We start from the raw sequence: 21838 nt of genomic DNA on the forward strand, positions 1-21838 counted from the left end.
GCACGGGTTGGTCTTAGAAGGGTGGGGGTTGGGGGTTTTTGGTGTAGGTCCGGCCGGTGGGTGAGGTGTGGATGAAGGTGCCGGGGCTGGGTTGGGTGACGGTCCAGCCGGTGCCGGGGTTGTCTTTGAGGTGGTGGTCTGTTGTGCAGAATGGGCCGAGGTTGGTGTCGCTGGTTTCGCCCAGGGGTAGGGGTGTGCCGTCGGGGGCGTAGGTTTGCCTGTTGTAGGGGATGGTGTGGTCGATCTCGCAGTCTCTGGCGGGTTTGTCGCAGCCGATGCCGCGGCAGGTTTGGTCCCGGGTGATGATCCAGCGTTTGAGGTCTGCGGGCGGGTCGTGTTGGCGGCGTCCGATGGAGAGGATGGTCCCGGTTTCCGGGTCGGTGAGGATCCTGAGCCAGGAGGTTGCTGTCCCGGCCAGTAACCGGGCGGTTTCGAGGGGGATGGGTCCGTAGCCGTTGAGGACCGCGGGTTTGTCGTCCACGCCCAGCAGGGTCAGGACGGGTACGGTCACGGCGATCTGCGCCGGAGCCCACCGCCGACGCCGCACCCCGGCACCACCGGCCCCGCCGGTGCCGGTCCCGCCAAGCCAAGCCGCAGCGTTGGCCCCGCCGGTGCCGGTCCCGTCGCCCGCGCTGGTCCCTCCGGTGCCGGTCCCGTCGCCCGCGTTGGTCCCGCCCGTGCCGGTGTCGTCGGGGTTCCCGGTGTCGGTGTCGGTGTCGGGGTTCCCGGTGTTGGGGTTGGTGTTGAGGTCGAAGACGTCGGTGAAGACGTCGGCGCGGTATTCGTTGATGGCGCGGGAGGGTTTCCCGCCGGGCGTGGACGCGGTGGAGGGTCCGCCTTCTTGTTGCGCACGGTGGGCCCAGGCATCGATGGTTTCGTAGAGCCGCCGGGCGTCCACGGCGGAAAGGTGCGCACCGATGTCCGCCATTGGGTCCGCTTGCGGGGTGAACCAGACATCCCGGGCGGTCCGGGCACGTTCGTGGCGGGCCGTGAGGGGTTCGGGGTCAAGTTTCTCGGCCGTGGCCCGGGCACGGCGTTCCAACGCCCTGGGTTCCAGCGACGGCGCGATCCCGGCGATCACGGCATCAACCTGCGGCCACAGATGCGCGGGAGTGGTGGCGAGGCCGGTAAAAACCGCCTGTACCCGCGCCTTATCCAGGATCCCCTGTTCCTGCAGGGCCAGCGTGGCCGGGAGCAGTCGGGTGAGGTATTCACTTTGGTCCATCAGCCGCTGCGCGGCGAAGGAGCTCATATGCAGGACAGCACCAACTTCCGCGGCGGCATGTTTGGAGCGTTCGGAAATCCATTCGGACCTCGCCGGGACGGTGGAACTCCGGGGCGTTTCCTCCGGCAGCGGCGGACGAACCGTCGCGAACGCCGCTACCGCCCGGGCCTGAACGGCCTGGGCCCAACAAATCAGTTTCCCGGCAGCACCGGCGTAGTCAAGGAAGTCATCAGCACCCCCACCGGCGGGGTCCAGTACCGCCAGGGCCGTAGCCACCGCGACCGGGTCCAGGACCGCCGGGGCCTCCTCACACACCACCGCAGCCAACAACGTCCGGGACCGGGCCTGGCCATGCCACAGGCCCCTCTCCACCACGTCCTTCACCGGACCCCACACCAGATCCAGCACCACCGCACCACCACGACCGTGCCCGGACCTGCGTTTTTGCAGCTGCCCACGCCGCCTGACCAGCGCAACCCTGCGCCCGCCACCTGGCTCCCCCGCGTCATCCGCAGCCGGCCCCCCACCGGGAGCCGCCACGTCTTCCGCAGCCGGACGGCCACCGGGAGTCGCCACGTCTTCCGCAGCCGGACGGCCACCGGGAGCCGCCACGTCTTCCGCAGCCGGACGGCCACCGGGAGCCGCCACGTCTTCCGCAGCCGGACGGCCACCGGGAGCCGCCACGTCTTCCGCAGCCGGACGGCCACCGGGCTCCCCCGCGTCATCCGCAGTCGGCCCCCCACCGGGAGCCGCCACGTCTTCCGCAGCCGGACGGCCACCGGGAGTCGCCACGTCTTCCGCAGCCGGACGGCGCCCCGCAGCCGGGCCGCGCCCCGCCTGCCGGGCACGTCCCGCATTCCGCCCACGCCCCACCGGCCGGGCATGGTCGGGAGCCTTGAGAAATTCCTCAAGAAGCGCCTCAAAACCCTGACCGGTTCCCATACCCAAATTATATCCTAATAATCTAATTCTTTATAGAGCCGACTAGAACAAAGGTTCGGGTAGCTTAAAATACGATGGGCGCTCTTCCGGAACGGAGGAGCGCCCATTGGCAGTAGCTAGCTGGGAATTACAGGCCCAGTTCCGACTCGAAGTTCCCTTCTTCCAAGCGTGCCCGCAACGTCTGCAGGAAACGTCCCGCATCGGCACCATCGACCAAACGGTGGTCATACGTCAATGACAGGTACATCATGGAACGGATGGCGATCGTGTCGTCGCCGTCAGGCCCTGTCATGACAACTGGCCGCTTGACGATGGCGCCGGTTCCGAGAATACCGACCTGCGGCTGGTTGATGATTGGTGTGTCGAACAGCGCGCCCACAGAACCGATGTTGGTAATGCTGAACGTTCCGCCGGAGAGCTCGTCCGGACCAATCTTGTTGTTACGGGTCCGGGATGCAACGTCGGCAATCTTGGCTGCCAACCCGGCCAAATTGAGGTTGCCGGCATCGGCGATGACGGGAACCAAGAGGCCCTTGTCCGTGTCCACAGCGATCGCCAGGTGCTCAGCGTTGTGGTAGGTGATTTCCTGCTTGTCCTCGTCATACGCAGCATTGACCTTTGGGTGCTGCTTCAGCGCCTCTGCGACAGCCTTGGCGATGAACGGCAGGAACGTGAGCTTGACGCCGTTCTGCGCCTGGAAGGTCCCCTTTGCCGCCGTTCGCAGTTTGGCGATCTTGGTCATGTCGACCTCGTGCACCTGCGTCAGCTGAGTAGATGTCTCCAGAGATTCGCGCATCCGCCGGGCGATGACCTGACGGATCCGCGGGGCCTTCTGGACCGTGCCGCGCAGCGAGGAAGCCTGAGCACCTGCAGCCGCCGACGCAGCAGACGAAGCAGCGGCCGGGGCAGAGGGCGCCGCCGCCGGTGCAGCGCTCGGTGCGGGCGCGGCTTTCGCCTCGGCAGCAGCGACGACGTCCTGCTTGCGGATACGACCGCCGACGCCGGTACCGGTGACAGATGCGAGATCGACGCCCTGCTGGTTGGCCAGTTTGCGGACCAGCGGAGTGACGTACCCGGCTTCGCCGCCGTCGGAGGGTGCCGAAGCAGCCGTAGCCTTAGCTGCCGAATCCTTGGCAGTGGAAACCGTCGGGGCCGAGGCCGGAGGTGCGGACGGTGCAGCGGAGGGAACCTCAGCTTCCGGTGCGGGAGCCTCGTTGCCGGCACCGGTTTCGGGGCTGGAGGTGTCGACAGGTTCGGTCTGGGTTTGTGCAGGCTTGGCCTCTGCAGCCGGTTTGGCCTCTGCAGCAGGCTTGGCCTCCGGTGCCGGTTCGGACGCAGGAGCCGCGCCGGATCCGATGACAGCGAGCACAGAACCGACTTCGGCGGTCTCATCCTCGTTGACGCGGATTTCCTGCAGCGTTCCTGCTACGGGGGAGGGAATCTCGGTGTCAACTTTGTCAGTGGAGACCTCAAGAAGGGGCTCATCGACCTCAACGGAATCGCCGACCGCCTTGAGCCAGCGGGTCACGGTTCCCTCGGTCACGCTCTCGCCCAAGGCCGGCAGAGTGACGTCGTGCGTCTCGCCGCCATTGGACGAAGGTCCATTATCGGAAGGAGCCGGGCCACCGGCAGGTGCGCCCTGTCCGGCGGAGGAATCCGAACCGACGGGCGCGTCCGTGGACGGCGCTGCCGTCTCGGCTGGGGTAACCTGCGCTTCGGGGGCAGCGGTCTTCGCTGCTTCGGGGGCAGACGCAGCGTCCGGGGCTGCAGCAGACGCGGGCTCTTCGGCCGCTTCGGAGTCACCGCTGCCGATGCGCACCAGCGGGGCCCCAACCTCGGCGGTCTCGTCCTCGGCAACAAGAATTTCCTCGATCACACCCGCGATCGGAGAAGGGATCTCGGTGTCAACCTTGTCGGTCGAGACTTCGAGCAGGGGCTCGTCTACCTCTACCCGGTCGCCAACCTGCTTGAGCCAGCGAGTGACGGTACCTTCGGTGACGCTCTCACCAAGGGCGGGTAAGTTCACGGATTCAGACATTTCGTCCCCGTTCTCCTTTTATCTGCAATGCGAATTGATAGCGGTATTTCTACGCCTGAAATACCGCATGGAATACTGCTTAGAGCCTAGTGCACCCGGTGCTAAACACCGGGTGCACTAAGCAAGTGTTACTAACCGTGCAGCGGATGGCCGGCCAAGGCCATGGCGGCCTCGCCCAGGGCCTCGTTCTGCGTGGGGTGCGCGTGGAGCAGCTGCGCGACGTCTTCGGGGTAGGCTTCCCAATTGACAATCAGCTGGGCCTCCCCGATCTGCTCGCCCATGCGTGAACCAATCATGTGAACGCCGACGACGGGGCCGTCCTTTTCGCGGACAAACTTCACAAGGCCGCCGGTACCGAGAATTGAGCTCTTGCCGTTGCCGGCAAGGTTGTACTCGACGCTTTCGACCTGGTCATCGCCGAACTTGGCCTTGGCGGCCTTTTCGCTCAGGCCCACCGACGCAATTTCCGGATCGCAGTAGGTGACCTTGGGGACATTGATGTCCTCGACGACCACCGGGTTCTTACCGGCGATTTCCTCGGCAACGAAGATGCCCTGCTGGAAACCGCGGTGCGCCAGCTGCACGCCGGGGACAATGTCGCCGACGGCATAGATGTTGCCGACGCCGGTGTGCAGGCGTTCGTTGGTGATGACGAAGCCGCGGTCCATCGTGATGCCCGCTTCTTCGTAGCCCAGGTTGGCGGTGGACGGTCCGCGGCCAACGGCGACGAGCATCAGGTCCGCCTCGAACGTCTTGCCGTCGACGAGGGTCACCTTGACGCCGTCGTCGTTCTGCTCCACGCCCTGGAAGAACGTGCCGGTGCTGAACTTGATGCCGCGCTTCTTGAAGGTGCGTTCGAGCACCTTGATGATCGCAGCGTCTTCATTGGGGACCAGCGATGGCAGGCCCTCGATGATGGTGACGTCAACGCCGAAGGACTTCCAGACGGACGCAAATTCAACGCCGATGACGCCACCGCCAAGCACGATGACGCTCTTGGGCAGATAGTCCATGGTCAGGGCGGTGTCAGAGGTGATGACCTTACCTCCGATTTCCAGTCCCGGCAGGCTGCGGGAGTAGGAACCGGTGGCCAGAATGATGTTCTTACCGGTGTAGGCGGTTCCGTTCACCGTGACGGCGTTCTCGGCGGTGAGCTTGCCCTCGCCTTCGATGACGGTGATGCCCTTGCCCTTGATCAGGCCGGAGAGGCCCTTGAACTTACCGGCAACGATGCCGTCCTTGTAGGCATTCACGGCGGACATATCAATGGAATCAAGCGTGACGTTGACGCCGTACTTGGCAGCGTCGCGGGCGTGATCAGCGAGTTCCGCTGAGTGCAGCAGCGCCTTAGTGGGGATACAACCGTTGTGCAGGCAGGTTCCGCCCAGCTTGCCTTTCTCGACAAGTCCAACAGTGAAGCCCAGCTGGACGGCACGGAGGGCCGCGGCATAGCCGCCGCTCCCAGCTCCGAGAACCAGGATGTCAAATTCTTGCGCAGCTGCCTGATCGGCCACTTAGACGCTCCCTCGCGTATCGGTTGGCGCGCGTAGTCGCGCGTCTTGTTGTCACTACCTTGTTCACTGCTCGTGCTCGATAATTTCGTATTACGTACCTGCAGCGCCGGATTCCTGTGCAGCAATAAATCCAGCAGGCAGGGCTTTCAGCCTTTACCTTATCGTTCACAGCTACCATGCTCCACCTGCGAGGTCTGCAGATGAAGGTGTTTTGGCCGGTTGTGTCGAGTTTCACGGTCCACTGTGAGCGACCTGCCACGGCCGGCGGCTATAGTGCTGCCGGCCGTAGCAGGGGTAGGAGCAGGCGTCGGATCAGACGGTCCGGACCAGCACATCCTCCACATACGCGACCAGTGTGCGCACGGCGATGCCGGTGGCCTGTTTGGGCGTGTAGCCGAAGGGAGACCCTTCATTGAAGGCGGGCCCGGCAATGTCCAAGTGTGCCCACGGAATCGTTGAGCCGTCCTTGGCCTTGCCGACAAACTCATTGAGGAATACTGCGGCTGTCATCATGCCGCCCATTTTCTCGCCGATGTTGGCCAGATCCGCAACCGGTGAATCCAGTGACGGACGCAGTTCCTCCGGCATAGGCATCGGCCAGAAAAGCTCTCCGGCGCGGTCCGCGGCGGCTTTTACCGCGGCGCTGACGCCGTCGTCGCCCATCACGGCGGAAACCCGGTTCCCCAAGGCGACCACCTGTGCGCCGGTCAGGGTAGCGACATCCAGAATGGCATCAGGGTATTCCGCTGAGGCTGCGGCGAGACCGTCGGCCATCACCAGGCGTCCTTCGGCGTCGGTGTTCAGTACTTCGACGGTCTTGCCGCTGAACATGGTCAGTACATCCGAGGGACGGATGGCCGTTGCGGAGGGCATGTTCTCGGCAAGGCACAGCCAAGCCGTCAGCTTGACAGGCAGGCCCAGCTCAGCGACGGCGAGCAGCGCGTTGAACACCGCGGCCGCACCTGCCATATCGCATTTCATGGTCATCATGCTGCCCGCGGGCTTGAGGGAAATTCCACCGCTGTCGAAGGTTATGCCCTTACCCACAAATGCCAGCTTGACCTTGGCCCGCGTTGGTGCGTATTCCACCTTGACCATCCGCGGCGGGCGCGAGGACCCCTGGCCAACGCCCAGGATCCCGCCGAAGCCTTCGCGTTCCAGCCGCTTTTCATCCATCACGGTAACCTTGACGGGCAGCCCCTTGGCCAGGTCCTTGGCCGCTTCCGCGAACGTCTCCGGGTAGAGATGGCTCGGAGGCTCGTTGACCAGCGAGCGGGTGGCGTTTACGGCCTTGGCGATGATGGAGGCCCGTTCCAACGCCGGTGCCAGCGCGGGGTCCTCCGCTGCCGGAGTGAAGATGGTGACGGTTCCGACGTCAGTCTTCGCGGCGTCAGCAGCGCGGTGACCGGTGTAGGAATAGGCTCCGAGGGCGGCACCCTCAGCGACGGCGGCAGCCTGGCCTACCGTTGTCGTCGGAAGGGCGACGGCGACGGAACTCACGCCGGCGAGCTGCCGGACCGCAGACCCGGCAGCGCGGCGCAGCGCCTCTTCGCTGGTCTGGTTATCGGTGAGCTTTCCGACGCCGGTGAGCACCAGCACCTGGGCACCGAGCTCAGGGATGCCGGGCAAGCGACGAACCTCATCGGCGGCGCCCGTAACGCCCAGAACCTGAAGTGACGCTGCCAACGCGTTTGCGGCCTTGACGGGCAGCGGGTTGTCTAAAAGAACGGGTCCGTCGGCGCCCTGCCCAACGCCGACCACCAGTGCCTGCGAATTATCCTTTTTGAGGTCTTTGGCTATGGCACGGAAAGTTACTTCATGATTTTTGAACACGAATACTGATCCTCGCTGGTTGTGGGTAGGTACCGTTTGCGGCTCTGAATACGATCGTAGTCTGATGATGCGCGCGGACGGCAAGCGGACGGCAAGCGGACGGTCGAAGCTACGATGAACTAGGGTCGGAATGGCTGGCTCCGCCCCCGTGCTGTAGAGGCCGGAATGTTTCCGGGTAGCTAAGGCGTTCTAGTACATGACAGCGGTACTGAGCTGATAACGGTACTGAAGATGTCCGCCCAGCGGCGGACGAGAACGCCGGGCCCTTGGTTCGTGGAGGAAGAAAGTGAAAGACATCGAGTACACACCGTTTATGGAGCCGTCCGGGCTGTATGCCCTCAACGACGCGCTGTTACAGCAGGAGGATCTGCGCGGACTGAATATGCTCATGGGTTTTTCCGGTTTTTCCGACGCCGGTCACGTCGTCTCGCAGATCACCACCGAATTGCTCGGGCAATTGGATTGCGAGCCGGTGGCATTTTTCGACATCGATCAGCTCATTGATTATCGCTCCCGACGGCCGCGGATTACCTTCGCCCAGGACCGTCTGACCGATTACCAGCAGCCACGGCTGGCGTTGTACCGAATGAAGGACGCGCTCAATCAGCCCTTTTTGTTCCTGACCGGTAATGAACCGGATCTGCAATGGGAGCGGTTCACCGGTGCCGTGCTGAAGCTCGTCAAACGCTTCGACGTTAATTTGGTGGCGTGGGTGCACTCCATCCCGATGCCCGTTCCGCACACGCGCCCGATCGGCGTGACCGTGCACGGCAACAGGCCTGAGCTGATTGAGGGAATCTCGACCTGGCAGGCCACCGTGGACCTTCCCTCCGCCGTCGGTCATCTGCTGGAATTCCGGCTGCAGGAGGCCGGTCGGAACGTGGCCGGCTACGCGATCCACGTTCCGCATTACCTGGCCGACGCCGAGTACCCGCCGGCCGCCGTCGCCGGATTGGAGCACTTGGGCGCGGTGGCATCGCTGATGCTGCCCAGCGAGCGTCTCCGGGAAGCAGGTCGTGACGTGGAGCGGCAGATTGCGGAGCAGACGCAGGGCTCCGCAGAGGTCCAGGCCGTGGTGCATAATCTGGAGAGCCAGTTCGATAGCCGGGCCCAGGGAACGGCGCGCCGGTCGCTGCTGGCGGGCGAGAACGATGAACTGCCGGACGCGGATGCTTTGGGGGCTGCTGTGGAGGCCTATCTGGCCAGTCAGGATCGGGAGAACGACGGCGGCGGCTCCTGAAGGCCGCTGCCTAAACGCGCCGTCAGCTGCTGCGGGTGCCGCTGCCGCTCCTGCCTCGGGCGTTTCGGCGGCTCCTCAGATTGGCGTGGGCCGGTAACCACCCTGGCGAAAATACAGGACGCGGCCCGCACCTAAGATGGTTGTGTGAAAACCAGCGGGAGTGGAACCGGACCTGGACAGTCAACGGGTGCAACATCGGGGCGCGGCGCTTTGTCCAGCCGTGGGCACGGGCGTGCATGGTTTGTCTGGGGCGTTGGAGTTTTCGCCTATCTGATCGCCATTACGGCACGGACCTCCTTTGGCGTCGCGGGACTGGAGGCAACTGCCCGCTTCGAGGCCACGGCGTCGGCGCTGTCTGCCTTCACCGTGCTGCAGCTTTTGGTTTACGCGGGACTGCAGATACCTGTCGGGGTGCTGGTTGACCGCTTCGGCCCTCGGCTGATGATCGCCTCCGGCGCAGTGTTGATGTGTCTGGGCCAGGTCCAGTTGGCTGCCGCCACTTCCGTCCCGGCCGGCATCGTGGGCCGGGTGCTGGTAGGCGCCGGAGATGCGATGACGTTCATTGCCGTTCTGCGGCTGCTTCCGGCTTGGTTTCCCGCCTCCCGGGTGCCGATATTGACCCAGCTGACCGGCCAGCTGGGACAGTTGGGTCAGCTGATCAGCGTGATCCCCTTTGCCCTGGTCCTGCACGCTTTCGGTTGGAGCCCGGCCTTCCTGGGCGTTGCCGGGCTGTCGCTGCTGGCCTTCGTGCTGGCAGCTGCACTGTTGCGCAACCAGCCCGCGGGCGAGCCGGATGCCAGGATGGCGCAGGGCCTGCGGGAAACAGCAACGGCTGTTAGCAAAGCCTGGAAACAGCCCGGCACCAGGTTGGGCATGTGGAGCCACTTCACCACCCAGTTCTCCGGCACGGTTTTCATCCTGACTTGGGGCTACCCCTTTCTGGCGTCCGCGCAGGGGGTTGACCCGGCCGTGGTGACGTTGCTGATGAGTTTGTTCGTCGTTGTCGGCATTATTTGCGGACCGCTGTTGGGCGGCTGGGTCGGCAGGCATCCGCTGCGGCGCTCCACCATGGTGCTGTTGATCGCGGCGGCTATCGCCGTCGTATGGCTCGCCACGCTGCTTTATCCGGGAAGGTCCCCATTGTGGCTGCTGCTGGTGCTGGTGCTGGTGCTGGCATTGGGCGGCCCGGCCTCGATGATTGGCTTCGATTTCGCCCGGACCTATAACCCTTCGCATCGGATGGGCACGGCCACCGGCATCGTCAATATTGGCGGTTTCTGCGCCTCCTTGCTCACCATGTACATTGTGGGATTGGTGCTGGATCTGCTCAATAACAGCGGGTTCTCCGGCGGGGACCTGTATTCGCTCGATTCCTTCCGGATCGCCTTTTCCGTGCAGTTCATTGTCCTGGCGGTTGGAGCGTGCGGAGTAGTTTCATGCCGGCGGGCGGTGCGTAAGCAGATGGCGCTGGAGGGCGTTCGATTGCCCCCGTTGCGCGCTGTGCTTTCGGACAACCGACGACGACGACGGCAGTACCGTGCGGAGCTGCGCGGTTCCCGCGGCAGGGACGGTTCGTCCGGCAGCGACGAGGGAAAGTCCACAGACTAGCCCTGCACAGGCCCTTACACCGGCGTTCGGTGCACAATCAGCAGTTGACCTCTGGGCGCGCAGCCGCGAGGGACGGACAGTTGCACCATGACTACAGAACAGCGTCTTTCCGTCAGGACCGGCGAAGATATTCTCAGCTACATTGCGCATGCGGTGGGCTACTGGCCCACCAACAGCCTGGTCTGCCTCACCCTGGACGGCGGGAGCGTCGGCGCGACCCTACGCGTGGATCTTCCCCGGCCCGGCGGCGGTGGCCTGCGCGACTTCGCCGATTACATCTGCTCCACGCTCGGTGCGGACGAAGCCGCCGACGGTGTGCTGGTGGCAGTTTTTGGACAAACTGACTGGCAGCTGAAAGGACGTACTCCGTACCGGGAAATGATCAGAACGCTGGGCCGTTCTCTGGCACAGGCGGGTATGCCGGTGCGGGATAAGTGGTACGTGGGACCCGAGCATTGGCGCAACTACCTTTGCGGGGACGCAGGGTGTTGCGGCTGGCCGGGGCGTCCGTTGGAAGACATCACCAACAGCGCTTTGAACGCGGAATTGGTTTTTCGTGGCAGCGCACTGGTGGATCCCGTGGACAGGGCTGGTGCCGCGGTGGTGACCCCTGCGGATGTTGATGTCGTGGCCGTGCAGCGGGAGGTGCACAAACACGATGCACTGCTGGCCGGCCGGCAGCGGGAGCAGGCGCAGTTCAAGGCAGTGCTCCAGGCCTGGGAGCTGGCAATTCTGCGGTGGCCGGAACCGCCCACCGCGTCCAGCGCTGGATACCTGCTGGCATCGTTGCAAAGCGTGACCATCCGCGACTCGGTACTGGTCCTGGCCAGTGTCAGTGCCCGGCTTGCGTTCGGAGGAGCCCTGGCCTGCCGCTTGCTCATTGATTCGGAGCACGCAGTGACGCGGCCGGCGCCCTGGGACCCCAACCGGAGCGAGCAGGATGCCCTGCGGCGAAGCTTTAGCCAATTGCAGGATGACCGGGGGCAGGATTTGGCGGTCCAGGACTTCGGGTCAATCCTCGTGGGTGAGGGTGCGAGCGATCCGGATTGGCAGAAGCTCGATGTTATGGACGAGCTGCTGACCTATTTGTCCCGGGCCGGTACCGCCGGACCGCGGGCGGCCGTATTGACCATGTTGGCCTGGACGCAATGGTGCCGGGGACGCGGTTCCAGCGCGGACGCATACCTTCAGCTGGCGCTGCGGGAGTTTGGCGGCTACCCGCTGGCGGTACTGCTGGAGGAACTGATCAGCCGTGGCTCCATCTGCAACTGGGCCCGGAACCGGCGCACCTCCTGGCGCAAGCCGGCCTAGATTCCGACAAGAGCGGGGACGGATATCGTCTGCAGCGAATTATCGTGAGAGACTGGAAGCTGCGACCCGGTTGGGTCCGTGATTCACCTCCATCGCGTTTGCTACGTGCAGTTGCCGGGGAAACTCCGCACACCGACGGGAACAATGTCGGCTTGCTGGTAGTTGTACCTAGTGACTCTGCAGGTTGCGATGGTGTGTGTACAACATCGCGGACTTGACAGGGTCATAGTGGTGTTGCCCGTAGGTGACTCCACAGACCGCCGCAAGAAAGGTTTTCTGTGTCTGACACTGCTAAGAGCAATGACTCTGTTACTTCCGAGGTTGATGCCTCGGCACCCCTTGCAGCTGGCCCGAAGAAGGCTCCTGCAGCGAAAACCGGTTCCTCCCGTACGGCTGCCGCCGTCGGCAAGGCTGTTAAATCCGCTGCTGCGCCAGATGCCCCCGATGCCTCCGCCACACTGACGCCTGCGCAGAAGCGTGCGGCCACCATTGCCGCCCGGAAAGCGGTCTCCTCTGATGGTGAGGCCGCCGCTCCTAAGGCCCGCGGACGCCAGGCTAAGCCTGCCGGCGCCCCTGCCAAGGCCACCCGTGGAAGGGCCTCGAAGGGATCTCAGGATCACGAAACCGAGGACGCAGGGACCGTTGACGATGACGAGTCGCGGACCAATACAAACACTGAGACCGTCGAGATTGTGCCCGAGAAGACGGGGCGCGGTTTCGTCTACTCCGATGCCGACGACGACGACGCGCCCGTTCAGCAGGTCATGTCTGCCGGTGCCACAGCGGACCCGGTAAAGGATTACCTCAAACAAATCGGCAAGGTCGCGCTGCTGAATGCTGAGCAGGAAGTTGACCTCGCCTTGCGGATCGAGGCCGGTCTTTTTGCCGAGGAGAAGCTTGCCGCCGACCTTGCGGCCGACAAGGGCAAGATCGACGACAAACTCAAGCGCGAGCTTCAGTGGGTCATTCATGACGGTAAGCGGGCCAAGAACCACCTGCTCGAAGCCAACCTTCGGCTGGTTGTTTCACTGGCCAAGCGTTACACCGGCCGCGGAATGCTGTTCCTGGACCTCATCCAGGAAGGGAACCTGGGTCTGATTCGTGCGGTGGAGAAGTTCGATTACACCAAGGGCTTCAAATTCTCCACCTACGCCACCTGGTGGATCCGTCAGGCCATTACGCGCGCCATGGCCGATCAGGCCCGTACCATCCGCATCCCGGTGCACATGGTGGAGGTCATCAATAAGCTGGCCCGTGTTCAGCGGCAGATGCTGCAGGATCTGGGCCGCGAGCCTACTCCGGAAGAGCTGGCCATTGAATTGGATATGACGCCGGAGAAGGTCGTAGAGGTTCAGAAGTACGGCCGCGAGCCTATCTCTTTGCATACTCCGTTGGGCGAGGACGGGGACTCCGAGTTCGGTGACCTGATCGAAGACTCCGAAGCAGTGGTTCCGGCCGACGCCGTCAGCTTTACCCTGCTGCAGGAGCAACTGCACTCGGTGTTGGACACGCTCTCCGAGCGTGAGGCGGGCGTTGTGGCCATGCGGTTCGGCTTGACGGACGGGCAGCCGAAGACTTTAGACGAAATCGGCAAGGTCTATGGAGTGACGCGTGAGCGTATCCGACAGATTGAATCCAAGACGATGTCCAAACTGCGGCATCCCTCACGTTCTCAGGTGCTGCGGGACTACCTGGACTGAGACAGGTCAGGTAAAGACAGGTTAAGTAAAGACAGACAGGAAGGGCCCCTCCAATGGAGGGGCCCTTCCTGTCTGTTATTTATCCGAAAAGCAATCAGCTATCGACCCAATCATCGACCCTGTCAGTCGACAACCCGGTCAGTCGTCAACCAGGACGGGGTCCTTCTGGTGGAGGCGGGCCGTCTCATCCTGCCATTGCGAGGAAAGCGGCTTCAATGTGGGCTCGACGCTCCGGGCGTGGTGCCCGCAGAAGAGCAGTTCACCGCCGGAGGATTCCAGCACAACGCGGACATATGCTTGAGCTCCGCAGCGGTCGCAGCGGTCCAGGGCGTTCAACTCGCGGCTGGCAACAGCTGTTGTCATGATGGCCTCCTTAGTAGATCTGTACATACATCCAATCACTATTCGTAGCCGTCGGACGTCCGGTTGGGTTAACTTTCGCTGACCGCGTAGCCGTGACCAGATTCCGAGGACCGGTATGGCGACTGTCGGCAGTGAAATACCGATGCACCCGGCACGCGCGGCTCGTCTGCACCGGCTGTGCCCGCGCGGGCGATATCCTAGACAATGGCCCGCTTCCCATGTGGACCCCTGCACCAGCACCGCATAAAGGAGTTTGCCGAACGTGGCCCCACCGAGTTCCGAGTACAACGCCCGTCACCTCTCTGTGCTGGAGGGGCTGGAAGCTGTTCGGAAAAGGCCGGGGATGTACATCGGATCCACCGACTCCCGCGGACTGATGCACTGTCTCTGGGAAATCATCGACAACTCCGTCGACGAGGCTTTGGCTGGTCATGGGCAGAGCATCAAGGTGATCCTGCACCCCGACAATTCGGTGGAAATCCATGACGACGGCCGCGGAATTCCTGTTGATCTGGAGCCCAAGACTGGTCTGACCGGCGTCGAAGTCGTATTGACTAAGCTCCATGCCGGCGGAAAATTTGGTGGCGGTTCCTATACCGCGTCGGGCGGACTTCACGGTGTTGGGGCCAGCGTGGTCAATGCGCTCTCGGCTCGTCTTGATGTGCAGGTGGACCGTGGCGGAAAAACTTATCAGATGTGCTTCCGACGCGGCGAACCTGGACACTTCAAGGACACCGGACGCAGTCTGAGCCCGACAGCGTCGTTTGAGCCCTTCATCGAAAATTCGAGCCTGGACGTAGTTGGAAGCACTAAGCGCGGTGTTACCGGCACCCGAATCCGGTATTGGGCGGACCGGCAGATTTTCACGCCGGACGCGAAATTTTCCTATTCGGAGCTCGCCGATCGTGCCCGGCAGACGTCTTTTTTGGTGCCGGGGCTGCGTATTTCCATCCGTGATGAGCGGCGGTTGCCGGGAACGCCCGGCGAATTGGAAGTCCATGAAGAGGTCTTCCAGCACGACGGTGGACTGTCCGAATTTGTTGATTATCTGGCAGTGGACCCCGCCGTAACCGATATCTGGCGAATCCATGGCACCAGCACCTTCAAGGAAACCGTTCCTGTCCTGGATGCGAACGGACATCTGAAGAGCACCGAAGTGGAACGCGACTGCGAAGTGGACGTCGCGCTGCGGTGGGGGATCGGCTACGACACTGCAGTGCGCAGCTACGTCAATATCATTTCCACCCCTAAGGGCGGCCGGCATCAGGAAGGCTTTGAACAGGCGCTGCTCAAAACGTTCCGCAAGGTCATCGAAGCCAACTCCCGCAAGCTCAAGGCCGGGACCGACAAGATCGAAAAGGACGACGTGCAGGCCGGCCTTACGGCCGTGTTGACGGTGCGCCTGGCAGAGCCGCAGTTTGAGGGCCAGACCAAGGAAATCCTTGGCACCCCGGCCGCGCGAACCATCGTAGCCAAGGTGGTGGAGCGGGAGCTGACTGCCAAGCTCAACTCATCACAGCGCAACGAGAAGGCACAGTCCGCGCAACTGCTGGAAAAAGTGGTTTCCGAGATGAAGTCCCGGATCTCCGCCCGAGTGCATAAAGAAACGCAGCGGCGCAAAAATGCGCTGGAAACGTCCTCGCTTCCGGCCAAACTCGCGGACTGCCGTACGAACGACACTGCCCGCAGTGAGCTGTTCATCGTCGAAGGTGACAGCGCACTGGGCACGGCCAAGCTCGCGCGCTCGTCGGATTTCCAGGCGCTTCTCCCCATCCGTGGGAAGATCCTCAACGTGCAGAAGGCCTCCGTCGGGGACATGCTCTCCAACGCCGAGTGTGCTGCCCTGATTCAGGTCGTCGGTGCCGGATCCGGACGCAGCTTTGTGCCTGACGCCGCGCGTTACGGCAAAGTGATTCTAATGACGGATGCCGACGTCGACGGCGCCCATATCCGCACGCTGCTGCTGACCCTGTTCTTCCGGTATATGCGGCCGATGATCGATGCCGGGCGCGTTTTTGCGGCCGTTCCCCCGCTGCATCGTGTGGAAGTGATCAACCACGGCGCCAAAGCGAACGAGATGATTTACACCTATTCCGAGCAGGAGCTGCACACGCTGCTCGCATCACTGGAAAAGGCCGGGAGACGGTACAAGGAGCCGATTCAGCGTTACAAGGGCCTGGGGGAGATGGACGCCGGCCAGCTTGCGGAGACCACGATGGATCCTCGGCACCGGACGCTTCGCAGGGTCACCGCCGAAAACGCGGAAATGGCGGAGAAGACCTTCGAACTCCTCATGGGTTCTGATGTTGCACCCCGTAAGGACTTCATTATCGCCGGCAGCGCGTCCCTTGACCGGGAGCAGATCGACGCCTGAGCCACCGATCGACCGGCGCCCAGCGGCTGTGGTCGGCGCTTAGCGGCCCTCCTTCAGCGCGGCATAGGCGTCCAAGGCACGCTCCCGTGAGGCGCCGAGCTCCACCAGCGGAGCCGGATAGGACCCGGCATCGTCCGGGGTCTTCCACGGTTCGTGGATTGACCGCGCTCCAAGTGAGGCGAGCTCCGGCACATAGCGACGGAGGTAGAGTCCGTCCGGATCAAACTTGCGGCTCTGCGTCACGGGATTGAAGATGCGAAAGTACGGCGAAGCATCAGCGCCGGAACCAGCAACCCATTGCCAGTTCGCTGGATTGTTCGCTGCATCCGCATCCACCAGGGTGTCCCAAAACCATTGTTCACCGATCCGCCAGTCGATTAGGAGATTCTTCACCAGAAATGAGGCGGTGACCATCCGGATCCGGTTGTGCATCCAGCCGGTCTGCCAGAGCTGGCGCATTCCGGCATCAACGAGCGGATAACCGGTTCGGCCGCGGCGCCAGGCTTTGATTTCGGCCGCAGTGCCCGCTGTCGAGGGGGAATCCCACGCAAATCGGTCAAACATCGGGCGGTAATTGGTAGTCGCCAGGTCAGGATTGAAATAGAGCAGGTGCCAGCAGAATTCGCGCCAGCCGAGTTCGCTGCGGAAGACCTGCAGGTCCTTGTCTGCAGCGGCCGGAAGTGAGCGCAGTGCGTGCCGGATTTGGAACGGGCTGATTTCTCCGAAACGAAGATGCGGCGAAAGCCGGCTCGTGGCCTCAATGGCAGGAAAGTCCCTGTCCGTGGCATATTCGCGGGCCTGGCGATCAAAGAATTCCGCCAGCCGATTGTTGGCACCGTCCTCCCCGGGGGTCCATTCCGAGCCCAGCCCCGGGGACCAATCCGGGTTAGTGGGGAGGAGCTGCCAGCTGCCGAGGGCCTCCGAGGCAGCTTGGGGGCTGCGGATCTGTTCCGGGGCTGACAGCGGTGCGCGTGGTTCTCCCGCGTCGTTGCAAGCGCGCCAAAACGGGGTGAAAACTTTGTAGGGCCCGCCTGCGCCTGTTCTGATGGTCCACGGTTCGTAGAGGAGGTTGGCCTGGAAGCTCTCGGCGTCGATATTCGCATCCGCCAGCTCCTCCTTCAGAGCGGCGTCGACCCGCCGCTCCGCCAGACCATAGCGCCGGTTCCAGAATACGGCGTCCGCTTCCGCCTCTGCAACGACGTCCAGGACGGCTTGCCTGGCGCAGCCACGCCGCAGGATCAGCGTGCCTCCGATAGCTGCCAACTGCGTCGCCAGAGATTCCAGGGAATGATGGAGCCACCATTTGGACGCGCTGCCCAAAGGACGAATCCCCTCGGATTCTTCGTCGAGAACGTAGAGAACTGCAATCTGACCGCCGTGCCGGGCAGCTGCGGTCAAGGCGGGGTTGTCGGCCAACCGAAGATCGTCCCGGAGCCACACGACGGAATTTGCCATGCCATCAATCTAGCCCAGGTTTGCCCCGCTACTGCTAGCCCAGCAGTCCCGGTACCGTCAGCAGGGCAGTGGGCACTGCCAAGAGCAGTACAGAGCCGGCCAGTACCAGAGTCCGGACCGGACCGGGCAGGGCAGGCGCCGGGTTGAGCAGCCGGCCCAGCCGTGCCGACGTAGTTTCCGGCGTATCGATGCGGTCCCCGCCGCCGTCGACCAGTTCGCTTGCCGGGAGCCTGGCCGGACCGCTTGCCACTAAGGCGATCGCCTTGATCAAGGTGGCCCGGTCCACCGTGCGCAGCGCTACGTCGTCGGCCAGCATTTCAATCAGGGCATTGACGGAGCGTTGAGCCAAGCGGGAGGTCGGCAGCCATGGCAGGGCCGATCGCCAACCGGCAAAGGCCCAGAGCAGCAGGTGGTGGTGTTGGGTGAGGTGCGCGTTTTCGTGAATCAGTACCGCCCGCAGTTCGTCCGGTTCCAGCAGATTCATCAGCCCGTCGGACAGGACGGTGATGGACCGGGAGCCGCCCGGCAGGCAGTACGCTACTGGCACATCATGGTTAATGACCACGGTTCCCGGCCGTCCGGTGGCTGGTGAGCTGAGCAGCTCCAGCATTTCCCGGTGCCGGCGGCGCTGTTTGCGGATCCGTGCAGACGTGAGCAGCAGGGTAAACACCAGGTGGGCAAAGAGGAGCGCTGCTGCGCTGAGCGCGAAGGCGTGCCAGAACTCCAGCTGTGCGCCCGAGGATCTCCCCAACATGATGCCCAGCAGACTTTTCAGCCCGGAGATGAGGTTCCCGCCCAGAGGTACCAGGCCGAAAACCAGCATGGCACCGATCATTGACAGCCCGCCGGCCAAGGCTATTGCCTGCCAGAGGACCATAGCGGTGAAGGGGGAGCGGGCGGTCCATCGGGCACGAGCCAGTATCAGCGGAACCGGCCACGCGAGGATGACGGCGAAGACGGCAAGGAACCACGAGGTCCAGAACATGGGTCAGAGCGGTCGACGGCGGCCCGTGGCTTAGCTCAGGCCGAGGAGTTTGCGCAGTGTGCTGGCCTCGCCGTCGGTGACGGTGCCGACGAAGCGGGCCAGCACGGCCTCTCGGTCCGGCGCGGAACCGAGCACCTCAAGCATCAGCTCGGCGGTGTGCTCGGCGCGGCTGGTGACGGAACGGTAGCGGTGCGGGCGGATGCTCCGCTCACGTTCCACCAGACCCTTCTTCTCCAGACGCGACAGGACGGTCAGGACCGTGGTGACGGCCAGTTCCTTCGTGTCGGTTCCGCCGGCAGTGGCAGGTGGGCGTTGCGAAAGCAGGTCCCGCAGGGCGTTGGCCGTGATCGCTTCCGGGTGTTCCCACAGCAAATCCATAACGGCTCGTTCGAGCTCCCCCAAAGTGGCCATTCATGATCCTTCAAAGTCGTTTGATGCAGATGTCTTGACTCAAATCTACAGGGTTCGGTCCAAAATTTCTACAATTGGTAGAAATCGGGTTTTCTACGTAATGTAGAAATCTCCTGTACCCGGACCTGAAGGTGTAAACGATGGAAGCGCTGGACATCGCACGATGGCAGTTTGGCATCACGACCGTTTACCACTTCCTGATGGTTCCGCTCACCATCGGCCTGGGTTTGCTGGTGGCGCTGCTGCAGACCCAGTGGCACCGCACGGGCAAGGAAGAATACCTGAGAATGACGAAATTCTGGGGCAAACTCTTCCTGATCAACTTCATCATGGGAGTTGCCACGGGCCTGGTGCAGGAGTTCCAGTTCGGCATGGCCTGGAGCGAATACAGCCGCTTCGTCGGCGACGTTTTCGGCGCACCGCTGGCGATGGAATCACTGCTGGCGTTCTTCATCGAATCCACCTTCCTGGGGCTGTGGATCTTTGGCTGGAAGAAGCTTCCGGCCCGAATTCACCTTGCGTGTCTGTGGACCGCGGTTTTGGGTTCGGTGGTCTCCGCCTACTTCATCCTGGTCGCTAATTCCTGGATGCAGCATCCCGTCGGTGTGGAAATGGTCAATGGACGGCCGCGGATGGTTGATGCCTGGGCCGTGTTCACCAACAACACGGCGCTGGTAGCGTTCCCGCATACGCTCACCGGCGCCGTCGCCGTTGCGGGGGGTTTCCTGCTGGGGATATCCTGGTACCACCTCTGGCGCCGACGCCGCGACGGCATCGATACCGTGGATGAGCAGGGCCGGGTCCTTGTGGGGGAGTCCGCCACGATTCCCGGCCGGGACAAAACCGACCACGCCGTCTGGCTGCGATCGCTGCGGATCGGCGCCGTCGTTGCCATGATTGCGTTCGCCGGCACCGCCATTACCGGGGACATGCAGGGCAAACTGATGTTTGAACAGCAGCCCATGAAAATGGCGGCCGCGGAAGCCGCCTGCCACGACGGGACCAGCTTTTCCGTCCTCTCCATCGGGGATCCGGGCAGCAAGAACTGCAGCGACGTCACCGCCGTCATCGAGATTCCGGGAATCCTGTCCTTTTTGGCGCACAACGACTTCACCACAGACATCAAGGGCGTTAACACCCTGGTGCCGGAATATCAGCAAAAATACGGCAAGACTCTGCCGGATAACCCCATTTACGGTGACCGCGCCGGACAGGAAATCCAATACGTACCGGTGATGGCCGTGACGTACTGGGGGTTCCGGATGATGATCGGCTTCGGCGGTCTGGCCGCGTTGGCCGCGCTGGTGGCACTGGTCCTGGTGCGCAAGGGCACCGTACCCGAATCGAAATGGCTGATGCGCCTGGCGGTATTCGGCATCCTCGCGCCGTTCGGAGCCAATGCTGCGGGCTGGATCTTTACCGAAATGGGCCGGCAACCGTTCGTGGTAGCGCCTAATCCGCAGTTCACCGGGATCGACCCAGTCTTCATGTTCACCGCTGCGGCCGTCTCGCCGGGAGTTTCCGCCGGTGAGCTGATCTTCTCGTTGGTGACGCTGGGCTCGGTGTACGCGGTGTTGCTGGTGGTGGAGGTGAAACTGTTGTTCCGTTATGTCCGCGGCGGGGTTGTTGCCGCGATGCCCGAACTGGCGCACGGCGCGCAATGCAAGAAGGGCGACGACGGCGACAACGACGGCGGCGCGTCCGGCGGGGGTACCGGGGACACCGATGACCTCCTTGCCTTTGCCTACTGACCCGCCAGCATCCTGACCGCCCGAACCCGACTTTCCACACACAAAGGACACCGTCATGGAGACACTGCCGACTATCTGGTTTGTGCTGATTGCCGTGCTCTGGACCGGCTACCTCTTTCTGGAGGGATTTGATCTGGGCGTCGGAATGCTCATGAAGCTGTTCGCCCGGAATAATACCGAGCGCCGCGTCCTGCTCAATACCGTGGGGCCGGTCTGGGACGGGAATGAAGTCTGGCTGATCACCGCCGGAGGTGCCATGTTTGCTGCGTTCCCGCTGTGGTATGCCTCGCTCTTTTCCGCCCTGTATATTCCACTGGTCTTTGTGCTCCTGGGACTGATCTTCCGCGCGGTGGCCTTTGAATACCGGGGCAAAGTCAATACAGAGCAGTGGCGCAACCGCTGGGACTGGGCCATCGCGCTCGGGTCCTTCGTGTCCGCCTTCGGCATCGGCGCCGCCCTCGCGCTGACCACCACCGGTCTGCCGCTGAACGCCAACGGAGACCGGGTGGGAGGGCCTTTCGCCTGGTTCAGCTGGTACGCCGTGCTCGGTGGTTTCGCCGTCGTCGGCTTCTCATTAGTCCACGCAGCGGCATTCCTGGCGCTGAAAACCGACGGTGACATCCGGGACCGCGCCCAACGCCTGGTCATCCGGTGGCTGCCGGTGGGGTTGCTGCCGCTGGTGGTCTGGGTGGTGTTGGTGACGAACCGGCATGGGCATTTGCTCAGTTGGTTGCTTGTTGCCGTTGCCGCGGCAGCCGCCGTGGCTGCGTGGCGGCTGGCGCGCCGGGGCAGGGAAGGCTGGAGTTTCCTGGGGCTGGGGGTTTTCCTCCTGACCGGCAGCGCGGCCCTGTTTGGCTCCGTTTTCCCCGTGGTCCTGCCGTCCACCCTGAATCACGACTGGGACCTTACCGTCAGCAATGCTTCCTCCTCGTCCTACACCTTGGGGCTGATGAGCATCGTGGCCTGTGTTGGAATACCTTTGGTGCTGGCATATCAAGGGTGGACCTACTGGGTCTTCCGCAAACGGGTCAGTTCGTCCCATCTGCCGCCCACGCATGATGTAGTGCCGGCCGTCGGAAGGGCTTAAA

Annotated in this window: 15 protein-coding genes; 7 read left to right on the forward strand and 8 right to left on the reverse strand. The window is 63.1% G+C overall.

Annotated features, from left to right (window positions below; all coding sequences use genetic code 11):
- Positions 1 to 13 precede the first annotated feature (13 nt).
- From IV500_RS19900 to IV500_RS19915, 4 genes are all read right to left on the reverse strand, one after another.
- Positions 14 to 2167, reverse strand: a complete 2154-nt coding sequence (locus IV500_RS19900) for a DUF222 domain-containing protein (RefSeq protein ID WP_196398561.1) — start codon at positions 2165 to 2167, stop codon at positions 14 to 16.
- Positions 2168 to 2294: 127 nt separating this feature from the next.
- Positions 2295 to 4205, reverse strand: coding sequence for a 2-oxoglutarate dehydrogenase, E2 component, dihydrolipoamide succinyltransferase (sucB, locus tag IV500_RS19905; protein WP_196398562.1), 1911 nt, complete (start codon positions 4203 to 4205; stop codon positions 2295 to 2297).
- Positions 4206 to 4336: 131 nt separating this feature from the next.
- Positions 4337 to 5719 (reverse strand): dihydrolipoyl dehydrogenase, encoded by a 1383-nt coding sequence (lpdA, locus tag IV500_RS19910; RefSeq protein WP_196398563.1) that lies wholly within the window; start codon positions 5717 to 5719, stop codon positions 4337 to 4339.
- A 312-nt stretch (positions 5720 to 6031) separates the two neighbouring features.
- Positions 6032 to 7552, reverse strand: coding sequence for a leucyl aminopeptidase (locus tag IV500_RS19915; RefSeq protein ID WP_196398564.1), 1521 nt, complete (start codon positions 7550 to 7552; stop codon positions 6032 to 6034).
- Positions 7553 to 7865: 313 nt separating this feature from the next.
- Between IV500_RS19915 and IV500_RS19920 the strand changes: the two genes are divergently transcribed.
- The 4 genes from IV500_RS19920 (at position 7866) to IV500_RS19935 (ending at position 13411) form a co-directional block, all read left to right on the forward strand.
- Positions 7866 to 8792 carry a proteasome assembly chaperone family protein gene (locus IV500_RS19920; protein WP_196398589.1) on the forward strand — a complete coding sequence of 309 codons (927 nt, stop codon included), beginning with the start codon at positions 7866 to 7868 and terminating at the stop codon, positions 8790 to 8792.
- A gap of 210 nt (positions 8793 to 9002) precedes the next feature.
- Entirely contained in the window at positions 9003 to 10400 is a 1398-nt protein-coding gene (locus IV500_RS19925; protein WP_196398590.1) for an MFS transporter, read from the forward strand.
- Positions 10401 to 10487: 87 nt separating this feature from the next.
- Complete coding sequence (locus IV500_RS19930; RefSeq protein WP_196398565.1) at positions 10488 to 11711, forward strand: DUF4192 domain-containing protein; 1224 nt, start codon at positions 10488 to 10490, stop codon at positions 11709 to 11711.
- 278 nt (positions 11712 to 11989) lie between these two features.
- Positions 11990 to 13411: an RNA polymerase sigma factor gene (locus IV500_RS19935; protein ID WP_196398566.1), complete on the forward strand. Its 1422-nt coding sequence runs from the start codon at positions 11990 to 11992 to the stop codon at positions 13409 to 13411.
- A gap of 138 nt (positions 13412 to 13549) precedes the next feature.
- On the opposite strand, the gene IV500_RS19940 is transcribed toward IV500_RS19935, so the two are convergent.
- Positions 13550 to 13774, reverse strand: a complete 225-nt coding sequence (locus IV500_RS19940) for a DUF7455 domain-containing protein (protein WP_196398567.1) — start codon at positions 13772 to 13774, stop codon at positions 13550 to 13552.
- Positions 13775 to 14036: 262 nt separating this feature from the next.
- Between IV500_RS19940 and IV500_RS19945 the strand changes: the two genes are divergently transcribed.
- Positions 14037 to 16148, forward strand: coding sequence for a DNA gyrase/topoisomerase IV subunit B (locus IV500_RS19945; RefSeq protein WP_196398568.1), 2112 nt, complete (start codon positions 14037 to 14039; stop codon positions 16146 to 16148).
- 39 nt (positions 16149 to 16187) lie between these two features.
- On the opposite strand, the gene IV500_RS19950 is transcribed toward IV500_RS19945, so the two are convergent.
- The 3 genes from IV500_RS19950 to IV500_RS19960 are packed head-to-tail and all read right to left on the reverse strand — an operon-like array spanning position 16188 to position 18999.
- Positions 16188 to 17603 (reverse strand): cryptochrome/photolyase family protein, encoded by a 1416-nt coding sequence (locus IV500_RS19950; RefSeq protein ID WP_196398569.1) that lies wholly within the window; start codon positions 17601 to 17603, stop codon positions 16188 to 16190.
- 34 nt (positions 17604 to 17637) lie between these two features.
- Positions 17638 to 18588, reverse strand: coding sequence for a M56 family metallopeptidase (locus tag IV500_RS19955; protein WP_196398570.1), 951 nt, complete (start codon positions 18586 to 18588; stop codon positions 17638 to 17640).
- Between the two features lie 30 nt (positions 18589 to 18618).
- Complete coding sequence (locus tag IV500_RS19960) at positions 18619 to 18999, reverse strand: BlaI/MecI/CopY family transcriptional regulator (RefSeq protein ID WP_196398571.1); 381 nt, start codon at positions 18997 to 18999, stop codon at positions 18619 to 18621.
- A 140-nt stretch (positions 19000 to 19139) separates the two neighbouring features.
- On the opposite strand from IV500_RS19960, the gene IV500_RS19965 reads away from it, so the two are divergent.
- The gene (locus IV500_RS19965) at positions 19140 to 20750 is read left to right on the forward strand and encodes a cytochrome ubiquinol oxidase subunit I (RefSeq protein ID WP_196398572.1); all 1611 of its coding nucleotides are present in this window, start codon (positions 19140 to 19142) and stop codon (positions 20748 to 20750) included.
- A 55-nt stretch (positions 20751 to 20805) separates the two neighbouring features.
- Entirely contained in the window at positions 20806 to 21837 is a 1032-nt protein-coding gene (cydB, locus tag IV500_RS19970) for a cytochrome d ubiquinol oxidase subunit II (RefSeq protein WP_196398573.1), read from the forward strand.
- The last annotated feature ends 1 nt before the right edge of the window (position 21838 follow it).

This window comes from Arthrobacter terrae (genome assembly GCF_015708085.1).
GTDB classification, from domain to species: Bacteria; Actinomycetota; Actinomycetes; order Actinomycetales; family Micrococcaceae; genus Arthrobacter_M; species Arthrobacter_M terrae.